The sequence below is a fragment of the Wylensekiella montiformis genome, from assembly GCF_009697385.1.
Taxonomy (GTDB): Bacteria; Bacillota; Negativicutes; order Selenomonadales; family Selenomonadaceae; genus Selenomonas_A; species Selenomonas_A montiformis.
Genome location: NZ_VUNL01000002.1, coordinates 272,118 through 280,945, shown reverse-complemented (window position 1 = coordinate 280,945; position 8,828 = coordinate 272,118). Strand labels below are relative to the sequence as shown.

At 54.5% G+C, this 8,828-nt stretch carries 9 protein-coding genes; all 9 read left to right on the top strand.

The window, feature by feature from the left end:
* Window positions 1–226 precede the first annotated feature (226 nt).
* The 9 genes from FYJ78_RS02935 (at window position 227) to FYJ78_RS02900 (ending at window position 8,794) form a co-directional block, all read left to right on the top strand.
* On the top strand, window positions 227–1,198 hold the full coding sequence (locus tag FYJ78_RS02935; protein ID WP_328597623.1) for a polyprenyl synthetase family protein: 972 nt from the start codon (window positions 227–229) through the stop codon (window positions 1,196–1,198).
* Between the two features lie 86 nt (window positions 1,199–1,284).
* Window positions 1,285–1,680, top strand: coding sequence for a Sec-independent protein translocase subunit TatA/TatB (locus FYJ78_RS02930; RefSeq protein WP_154619896.1), 396 nt, complete (start codon window positions 1,285–1,287; stop codon window positions 1,678–1,680).
* Window positions 1,681–1,832: 152 nt separating this feature from the next.
* Window positions 1,833–2,048 (top strand): Sec-independent protein translocase subunit TatA/TatB, encoded by a 216-nt coding sequence (locus FYJ78_RS12715; RefSeq protein ID WP_195847831.1) that lies wholly within the window; start codon window positions 1,833–1,835, stop codon window positions 2,046–2,048.
* 15 nt (window positions 2,049–2,063) lie between these two features.
* A complete protein-coding gene (gene tatC / locus FYJ78_RS02925; RefSeq protein ID WP_195847830.1) occupies window positions 2,064–2,843 on the top strand; it encodes a twin-arginine translocase subunit TatC in 780 nt (259 codons plus the stop codon).
* Between the two features lie 13 nt (window positions 2,844–2,856).
* Window positions 2,857–4,317, top strand: coding sequence for a menaquinone biosynthesis decarboxylase (locus FYJ78_RS02920; RefSeq protein ID WP_154619895.1), 1,461 nt, complete (start codon window positions 2,857–2,859; stop codon window positions 4,315–4,317).
* Window positions 4,314–5,162: a 4-hydroxybenzoate octaprenyltransferase gene (locus FYJ78_RS02915; protein WP_235899780.1), complete on the top strand. Its 849-nt coding sequence runs from the start codon at window positions 4,314–4,316 to the stop codon at window positions 5,160–5,162. Before FYJ78_RS02920 ends, FYJ78_RS02915 begins: the two co-directional genes overlap by 4 nt.
* Before the next feature lie 18 nt (window positions 5,163–5,180).
* Window positions 5,181–6,047, top strand: coding sequence for a bifunctional methylenetetrahydrofolate dehydrogenase/methenyltetrahydrofolate cyclohydrolase FolD (gene folD / locus FYJ78_RS02910; RefSeq protein WP_154619893.1), 867 nt, complete (start codon window positions 5,181–5,183; stop codon window positions 6,045–6,047).
* 118 nt (window positions 6,048–6,165) lie between these two features.
* Window positions 6,166–7,833: a formate--tetrahydrofolate ligase gene (locus tag FYJ78_RS02905; RefSeq protein ID WP_154619892.1), complete on the top strand. Its 1,668-nt coding sequence runs from the start codon at window positions 6,166–6,168 to the stop codon at window positions 7,831–7,833.
* 181 nt (window positions 7,834–8,014) lie between these two features.
* Window positions 8,015–8,794 (top strand): methylenetetrahydrofolate reductase, encoded by a 780-nt coding sequence (locus tag FYJ78_RS02900; protein ID WP_154619891.1) that lies wholly within the window; start codon window positions 8,015–8,017, stop codon window positions 8,792–8,794.
* Window positions 8,795–8,828 lie beyond the last annotated feature (34 nt).

The following is an 8,828-nucleotide window of genomic DNA, read 5'->3' as shown; positions in this document are numbered from 1 at the left end:
GGGCCAACACCCTGCCAAGAAAAATACTCGGCTATAAGACACCCGAGGAGTGCTTTAGGGAAGAAATGCTTGCAGCACTTACTGCATAAAGGTTCGCCGGGTGTTCAACTTATTATTGCAATTCGGGGATAAATTTTGCAAAGAACCACTCATGACAAATCAGAGGAAATGTAGTAAAATTATGTAATATGCTATGCAGTATGAGTGGATTTTGTAGGTGATGAATGTGTCCAACCCTATGTTTGATGTGATACAAGAGGATTTGAAACAGCTTGATGCAGGACTTCTGGATGCCGTATCGTCTCCGGTAGAGCTGATTGCGGAAGTCGGTACGCATTTGGTGAAGGCCGGCGGAAAAAGGATCCGCCCTGCACTTTGTCTGCTGGCGGCCCGCGGCGGCCCGCGGTTTGACCTGCAGAGGGCGCTTCCGCTGGCCGAGGCATTGGAATTGATCCATACCGCATCGCTGGTTCATGACGATGTCATCGATCAGGCGGATACGCGGCGTGGTTCCGCTACGGCCAATGCCAGATGGGACAATCAGATCGCGATTTTAAGCGGCGATTATATTTTTGCGCGCGCGTTTGCGCTCATTGCTGACGGTGATTACGGCGCCCATGTGTCGAAGCGGCTGGCGGAGCTGGTCGGTAATCTGAGCGTGGGCGAAATCATTCAGGATCATACGGTGTATCAGGCCGTCCGGGACTTGAATAATTATTATGACCGCATCCGCAAAAAGACGGCAGATTTTCTTGAGATCTGCTGCGAACTTGGCGCGGATATCGGCGGGATGGATCGGGCGGATCAGCAAAAGATGGCAGAGTACGGTCATTGCATCGGCATGGCGTTTCAGATTACGGATGATCTGCTGGATATCTGGCAGTCCTCGGAGCAGATCGGCAAGCCGGCCGGCAACGATATTCGTCAGGGCATTGTGACGCTGCCGGTCATTCATGCACTGACGGTCAGTCCGGACGCGGAAGAACTGGAACGCATTGTAACGAATCCGGAGATGACCGATTCGATGGTTCAGCGGGCGCTGGATATCGTCCGAGCGACAGACGGTCCGGATATCGCCCGGGCAAAAGCGGACGAGTATCTGGACCGCGCCCGTCAGGTCCTTCCCGGATGCCTTTCGCCGGAGATTGACGAGGCGTTCCGGATGTTGGCGGATTTTATCGGTGAACGGGATTTCTGATGAATGGACATATCAAAGCATATGATTTTTTTTATGATAAAATCAAAGGGATTTATAGCCGGAGCGGAAAGCTGGAGGGAGATTTTATGTTTGGAATTGGTGTACCGGAGCTCATTCTGATTCTGGTCGTCGGACTGGTGGTATTCGGACCGGGCAAGCTGCCGGAGGTCGCCCGATCGCTGGGGAAGGGCATTCGGGAATTCCGGAAGGCGACGAATGCGCTGTCACAGGCGATCAACGCGCCGGAGCAGAGACCCGTGCGTCCGCAGCAGCAGGCGCCGGCTGCGAAGCCTGCCGCTGCTCCGGTGCAGGAACATGCAGCAGCCAGCCAGCCGCCAAAGGGAGAAGCGGCAGCTGCGCCGGCAGCGCCGTCTGCCGCTCCGGCTGCGGCGTATCAGGCGCCGACGCAGGATTCCGTGCGACAGCAGATCGCCGCGGAGCAGGCGCATGGCGTGCCCGGCGCAGAGGAGAAAAAAAGCTGAGAGGAAGCCGTCCCGTTCGGGGATGGCTTTCTTTATGCCGTCCATAAGGATTTCGTATACCGGAAGCGGCAAGTTTCGTTGAGATTTTAACCGGTTTTCGGTATAATGGATAAGAATAAGGATATTGATAAATATGGGGGAGGAATCCAATTATGATTAGTGTTCAGAGTCTGGGCATTGTCCTGCTGATTGCCTTGGTGGTATTTGGTCCGAGCAAGCTTCCGGAGATCGGAAAAGCGCTTGGCAAAGGAATCCGCGAATTTAAGACGAATGCTACGGAGGACGATACGGAACAGTCCAAGCAGATGACGAACGTTACAGAGCAGCCGAAGGAACTGCCGCCGAAGAACGACGCAACAAAGCAGTGAGCCGGGTGGGGATTCATGGCAGAAGAGAAACAATACGAAGAAATTGAAGCGCCGAAGCAGCGGGGCATCATTGAGCCGGGTTCCGTGGAAGAGGTTCACGATGATGGAACCATGTCGCTGATTGCTCATCTGACTGAACTGCGCAGCCGCCTGATCAAGTGCCTTGTGGCTGTAGCGCTGGGCAGCTGCGCAGCGTACTTTTATATCGACAAGATCATGCATTATCTCACCCTGCCGGCAGGAAAGCTCTATTATATGCAGCCGTCGGAGGCTTTCTTTACTTATTTGAAGGTTGCCTGCACGACGGGGTTTCTGATCGCCCTTCCCGTGGTGTTTTGGCATGTCTGGCGCTTTTTCCTGCCTGCACTTACGCATAAGGAACGAGCCGTACTGGGAATCGTTGTGCCGGCTTCGGTCATTCTGTTTTTCTCCGGGCTGGCCTTTTCCTTCTTTCTGGTCTTGCCGGCCGGCATCCGCTTTTTTTTGGGATTTGGCAACAGTGAACTGGAAGCGCTGTTTTCCGTCAATAAATATTTTGATTTTGTTATCATGTTCGTGATCCCGTTCGGCTTTATTTTTGAGCTGCCGCTGGTCATCACGATTCTGGGAAAGATGGGGTTCATTACCTCGGCGTTCCTAAAAAAATATCAGCGAATCATCATTTTCCTTTCTTTTGTAGCCGGGGCGATTATCACACCGACTCCGGATGTATTCACTCAGTCGATGATTGCGCTGCCGATCATTGTCCTGTATGAGGTAGGATACCTGATTGTACGGTATATTCTTCGCAGGTAAAGGGGGTTCTTTTTTGGCATTTAAGGATTTACGCGAATTTATTACGGCATTGGAAAGCCGGGGGCTGCTGAAACGGATCCAGACCGAAGTGGATCCGGATTTGGAGATTACGGAGATCACAGACCGCGTATCGAAGCAGGAAGGCAGCAAGAATGTCGCGCTGCTTTTTGAACGGGTCAAGGGCTCCGACATGCCGGTTCTGATCAATGCCTTTGGCAGCTACGAACGCATGGCGCTGGCTCTTGGCGTGGAGAAACTCGATGATATCGGCGACGAGCTTCGTGAGATGATGAAGCTTCCGTATCTTTCTCTGCAGAACAAGATGAATGTCGTTTCGCTGATCCCCATGATTAAGCGGGCAGTTAATTTTCCGAAATATGTTAAACATGCGCCTTGTCAGGAAGTCGTAGAGACGGAACATCCGAATCTCGACGAGATTCCGATTCTGAAGTGCTGGCCGCAGGACGGAGGCCCATTCATCACCCTGCCGTTGGTATTCACTAAAAATCCAAAAACGGGCAAGCGCAATGTAGGTATGTACCGCCTTCAGAAATATGACCGCTGTACGACCGGCATGCACTGGCATATCCACAAAAACGGCGCAGAGAACTTACGCGACACCAAGGCGCAGGGCGGCGAGCGGCTGGAGGCTGCGGTGGCCATCGGTACGGATCCGGTGCTCACTTACGCGGCGACAGCTCCGCTTCCCCGCGACATCGATGAAATGGTCTTTGCTGGTTTTTTGCGCCATAAATCAGTGGAAATGGTCAAATGCAAGACCGTGGATATTGAGGTTCCGGCTTCGGCAGAGATCGTTCTTGAGGGGTATGTCCTGACGGACGAAGTGCGCCGTGAAGGGCCGTTTGGCGATCATACGGGCTATTATTCTCTGGCGGATGACTATCCCGTATTTCATATCACGGCGATAACGCACCGCAGAGATGCCATTTATGCGGCGACGGTGGTCGGCAAGCCGCCCATGGAGGACTGCTATCTGGCCAAGGCGACAGAGCGCATTTTTTTACCGCTTTTACAGCAGATGCAGCCGGAAATCGTGGATATCAATATGCCGCTGGAAGGCGTGTTCCATGACTGCTGCATCGTCTCCATCAAAAAGTCGTATCCGATGCAGGCCCGCAAGGTCATGCATGCGCTTTGGGGGATGGGTCAGATGATGAATGTCAAAATGATCATCGTCGTGGATGCCCACGTCAACGTACAGGATATGAAAGAAGTCTGGTGGCGCGTTTACAACAACATCGATGCCAAGCACGATTTCGAAATCGTCGAAGGGCCTCTGGATGTGCTGGATCATTCCTCACCGATGGCGAAATGGGGCTCCAAGCTCGGCATTGATGCGACAAAGACATGGCCGGAGGAAGGACATACCCGGGAATGGCCGGATGAGATCGAGATGTCGGAGGCCATTCGCCGGAAAGTGGATGCAAAATGGAAGGAGCTCGGTCTGGATTGATTCATCTTAAAGCGCATGTCAATAATGTCGCGCTGCATCATACGATTTTTGACCTGCCCTTTGCCTTTATGGCGGCTGTTCTGGCTGCTGGAGGCCATCCGTCCTGGCATGATCTTTTCTGGATTGCTCTGGCCATTACGACGGCCCGGGCGGCGGCGCTGGCGCTGGACAATCTCGCGGATCTCCGGTTTGACCGGCAGCAGCCGCGCATGAGTTATCGCGCCATGGTGCGCGGCGACATTTCACCGCGTGAGGCCAAAGCGTTCATCGCGGTCTGTCTGATTCTCATGGTTTTGTCGGTGATGCAGTTGCAGCCGGTCTGTCTGTATCTGCTGCCGGTCGCGGCGGCGCCTTTTCTCATCTATCCGTATACGAAGCGTTTTACCGGCTGGTGCCATCTGTTTCTGGGGCTTGCGATTGCCATGGCTCCGGCGGGCGGCTGGGTGGCGGTTTCTGGCCGGGTCACTGCCCCGCTGGTGATGCTCTGCATAGCCGTAGCGCTTTGGATCGGCGCTTTTGATGCCATGTACGGCGCTCAGGATGAAGCATTTGACCGGAGTCAGGGCCTTCATTCGCTGGCTGTGAGTTATGGCGCGGCAGGCGCCTTCCGCATAGCCTCCGCGCTGCATCTCATCTGTGTGGTCTGTTTCCTGATGGTCGGCATTATGCTGCGGCTTCATTGGCCTTATTATGTCGGTGTGCTCATTGCTGCCGGAACGTTGATTTATCAGCACCGGATCGTGAGTCCGACGGATTTCAGTCAGGTAACGCAGCGTTATTTCATGCGCAACGGCATCGTATCGGTAGCGATTTTTGCCTGTACTTGGATTAGTTTCTTGTTTTGATGATTTAGGGGGGACGATATGTCAGCACGGATTTTGGAGGGCAGTGTATTTGCCCGGCAGTTCAGGGACGATGCAGGCCGCCGGGCCGGCGTCCTGCGGGAAACGTATGGTATAACGCCTGGGCTGGCCGTGATCATTGTCGGCAGCAATCCGGCTTCAGAGGTTTATGTCCGCAATAAGCACAAGGCCTGCGAGGAACTGGGCATTTACTCGGAAGTCATTGCGATGCCGGAGGAGACGACGAAGGAGCAGCTTCTGGCCCGGATTGATGAACTGAATCTCAACCCGCGCATCCACGGGATACTCGTGCAGCTTCCGCTGCCGGATCAGATCGCCGCGCATGAGGCGGAAATTCTTAACCGCATCGATCCGGCCAAGGATGTGGACGGATTCCATCCCGTCAATGTGGGCCGTTTGGTGACCGGTGAGCCGGGGCTTGTTCCGTGTACGCCTGCCGGCTGCATCCGGATGCTGGAGCTGGCAGGCGTTCCGCTGGACGGACAGCGGGCCGTTGTGATCGGCCGCAGCAATATCGTCGGCAAGCCGATGCTGCATCTCCTTTTGGCCAAGAACGCAACGGTTACGATTTGTCATTCCCATACCAGGAATCTTGCGTCGATTGCGCGCGAAGCCGATATTCTGGTCGCGGCGGTTGGACGGCCGCGATTTGTTACCGCGGATATGGTGAAGCCGGGGGCGGCTGTCGTCGATGTCGGGATCAACCGGATTGCTCCGAAAAAGCTGGTCGGCGATGTGGACTTTGAGTCCGTCCGGGAGGTAGCCGGAGCGATTACGCCGGTTCCCGGAGGGGTAGGGCTGCTGACCGTTGCCATGCTGATGCAGAATGTCGTTCAGGCGGCGGAAATGCAAAGAAAAAAAGCATAACGTGTTGGTATCTGCGCAACTGGACGGGATATTCTGCGGAATGTTTCGGCGCAGATGGCAATAAAAATCATATACCTGATCTATTCCATTCGTTTAACAAAGAGGAGAAGAAAGCCCAATGAAAACTGATGTGGAGATTGCGCAGGAAGCAGAAATGCAGGACATCCGGGACATTGCCGGGAAGCTGGAGATCTCGGAGGACGAACTGGAACTTTATGGCCGGTACAAGGCGAAGATTTCGCTGGAGGCCTGGGAACGGGTAAAGGACAGGCCGAACGGCAGACTGGTTCTCGTGACGGCGATCAATCCGACGCCGGCCGGTGAGGGCAAGACGACGACGAGTGTCGGGCTTGCCGATGCGTTTCACCGGCAGGGGAAAAAGGTCGCTGTGGCTTTGCGTGAGCCGTCGCTTGGTCCATGCTTTGGCCTGAAGGGCGGCGCTGCAGGCGGAGGCTATGCGCAGGTCGTGCCGATGGAAGATATCAACCTTCACTTTACCGGAGATTTTCATGCGATTACGACGGCGCATAACCTGCTGGCCGCAGTTCTTGACAATCATATTCAGCAAGGCAACGCGCTGGACATCGATGTGCGGCGCGTTGTATGGAAACGCGTTCTGGATCTCAATGACCGTGCATTGCGCCACGTTGTGATCGGTCTGGGCGGGAAGGCTCATGGCGTACCGCGTGAAACGGGGTTTGACATCACCGTGGCTTCGGAAATGATGGCCATTCTCTGTCTGGCATCCGATCTGGAGGATATGAAAAAGCGCCTGGGCGAGATTGTCGTGGCTTATACGCGCGGAGGACGTGCCGTTCGGGCCAAAGAGCTTCATGTGACTGGTGCGCTGACCCTGCTTTTCAAGGATGCGATCAAGCCGAATCTCGTGCAGACTCTGGAAGGGACACCGGCTTTCATTCACGGCGGTCCGTTTGCCAATATTGCGCATGGCTGCAACAGCATCATGGCTACGAAGTTTGCGCTGAAGTTTGCGGACTACGTGGTTACAGAGGCCGGATTCGGCGCGGATCTCGGTGCGGAGAAGTTCCTCAACATCAAGTGCCGCTTTGCCGGCATTCATCCGGACGCCGTGGTCATTGTCGCTACCGTTCGTGCGCTCAAGATGCATGGGGGGCTGGACAAGACGGAGCTCGATCGGGTGGATATGTCCGCACTGGAAAAAGGGCTGGCCAACCTTACGAAGCATATTGAAAACATCCAGAAGTTCGGCCTGCCGGCTGTGGTAGCGGTCAATGCCTTCCCGACCGATACGAAAGAAGAGCTGGACTTCGTGGAACGGGAATGCCGGGCCATGGGCGCAGAGGTCGCTTTGTCCGAGGTATGGGCTAAAGGCGGCGAGGGCGGCCTGAAGCTGGCGGAAAAGGTGGAAGCAGCATTCGACAAGCCGAACTCGTTTCATTTTCTGTATGAAACGGATCAGACGATTCCTGAGAAGATTGAAGCAGTGGCCCGCGAGATTTACGGAGCAGACGGTGTGGACTTTACAGGGGCCGCGCAAAAGCAGCTGCAGGAAATTGAGGCGCTTGGGCTGGATAAGATGCCGGTATGTATGGCCAAGACGCAGTACTCCCTGTCGGATGATCCGGCGAAACTCGGGCGCCCATCGGGGTTCCGCATCACGGTGCGCGAGCTGCGCGTTTCGGCCGGCGCCGGATTTATTGTTGCGCTGACGGGAAATATCTTAACGATGCCCGGCCTGCCCCGGCATCCGGCGGCGGAAAATATGGATATCGATAAGGATGGCCGGATCACCGGATTGTTCTAAAAAAATTCTGTTTTGGCGGTTGGTAAAATGCGTGGAAGGATTCATTCCACGCATTTATTTTATCATTTATAAAACCTATCCTTTCGCGGCGGGCGACTCTTGCAAAAATTCTGCAGACCCCTTAAAATATGAATGGTGTGGTTGATAAACAGCGAAGTATTGAAAAGTATGGAGGCAGCCTATGAAACGTGTATCGGTTGAGCTTGTTCCCCGCGATGAAGAATCGCTCCGCGGGGAACTGAAGCTTTTGCAGCGTCATCAGGATAGGATTGACGTCATCAATATCCCCGATCTGCTGCGGTTTGAGATACGCAGCTGGCAGGGAGCGGCGATGGCAGAAGACTATTTCCCGCAGGTCATGCCGCATATTCGTGCCATGGATATTGATCTTTCGCAGGAACTGCCGATGAAAGAATATCTGCGCATGCATGATATTCGTGAAGTGCTGGTCATCGAAGGGGATCCGCCGCAGCGAATGAATCATGCGGTTTATCCGACGGAAAGCACGGATGTTATTCGTAAGTTCCGGGAGGAGATGCCGGAGGTAACGGTTTATGCCGGTATCGATCAGTATCGCAGCTCCATGCGGGACGAGCTTTACCGGATCCACCGCAAGGTACAGGCCGGGGCAGCCGGTTTCTTTACCCAGCCGTTTTACGATATGCGTTTCCTGGAAATTTACGCGGACATGATGGCGGGCATGGATGTGTACTGGGGCGTTTCTCCGGTCATGAATACGGCTTCGCAGAGCTATTGGGAGCGCAAGAACAATGTGGTGTTCCCGTCGTCGTTCCGCCCGGATCTTTCCTGGAGCATAGCGTTTTCGCATCAGGTGATGGAATGGGCAGAACAAAGGGACGCCAGCGTGTATCTGATGCCGATCCGGACCAATCTGGAAGCTTATCTGGAAGGGGTTTTTGGCGGGTCAGGCCAAAGCCATGAGGAAGCCGCAGGCCGCTGACCGGTCTGCATTTCTGTGTAGTAAAAGGGAGAGT

Excerpts from the sequence above, each read along its gene's own strand:
- tatC (WP_195847830.1), top strand. The coding sequence starts at position 2,064 with ATGGCAGAAGAGAAACAATACGAAGAAATTGAAGCGCCGAAGCAGCGG.
- folD (WP_154619893.1), top strand. The coding sequence starts at position 5,181 with ATGTCAGCACGGATTTTGGAGGGCAGTGTATTTGCCCGGCAGTTCAGG.
- FYJ78_RS12715 (WP_195847831.1), top strand. The coding sequence starts at position 1,833 with ATGATTAGTGTTCAGAGTCTGGGCATTGTCCTGCTGATTGCCTTGGTG.
- FYJ78_RS02905 (WP_154619892.1), top strand. The coding sequence starts at position 6,166 with ATGAAAACTGATGTGGAGATTGCGCAGGAAGCAGAAATGCAGGACATC.
- FYJ78_RS02900 (WP_154619891.1), top strand. The coding sequence starts at position 8,015 with ATGAAACGTGTATCGGTTGAGCTTGTTCCCCGCGATGAAGAATCGCTC.
- FYJ78_RS02930 (WP_154619896.1), top strand. The coding sequence starts at position 1,285 with ATGTTTGGAATTGGTGTACCGGAGCTCATTCTGATTCTGGTCGTCGGA.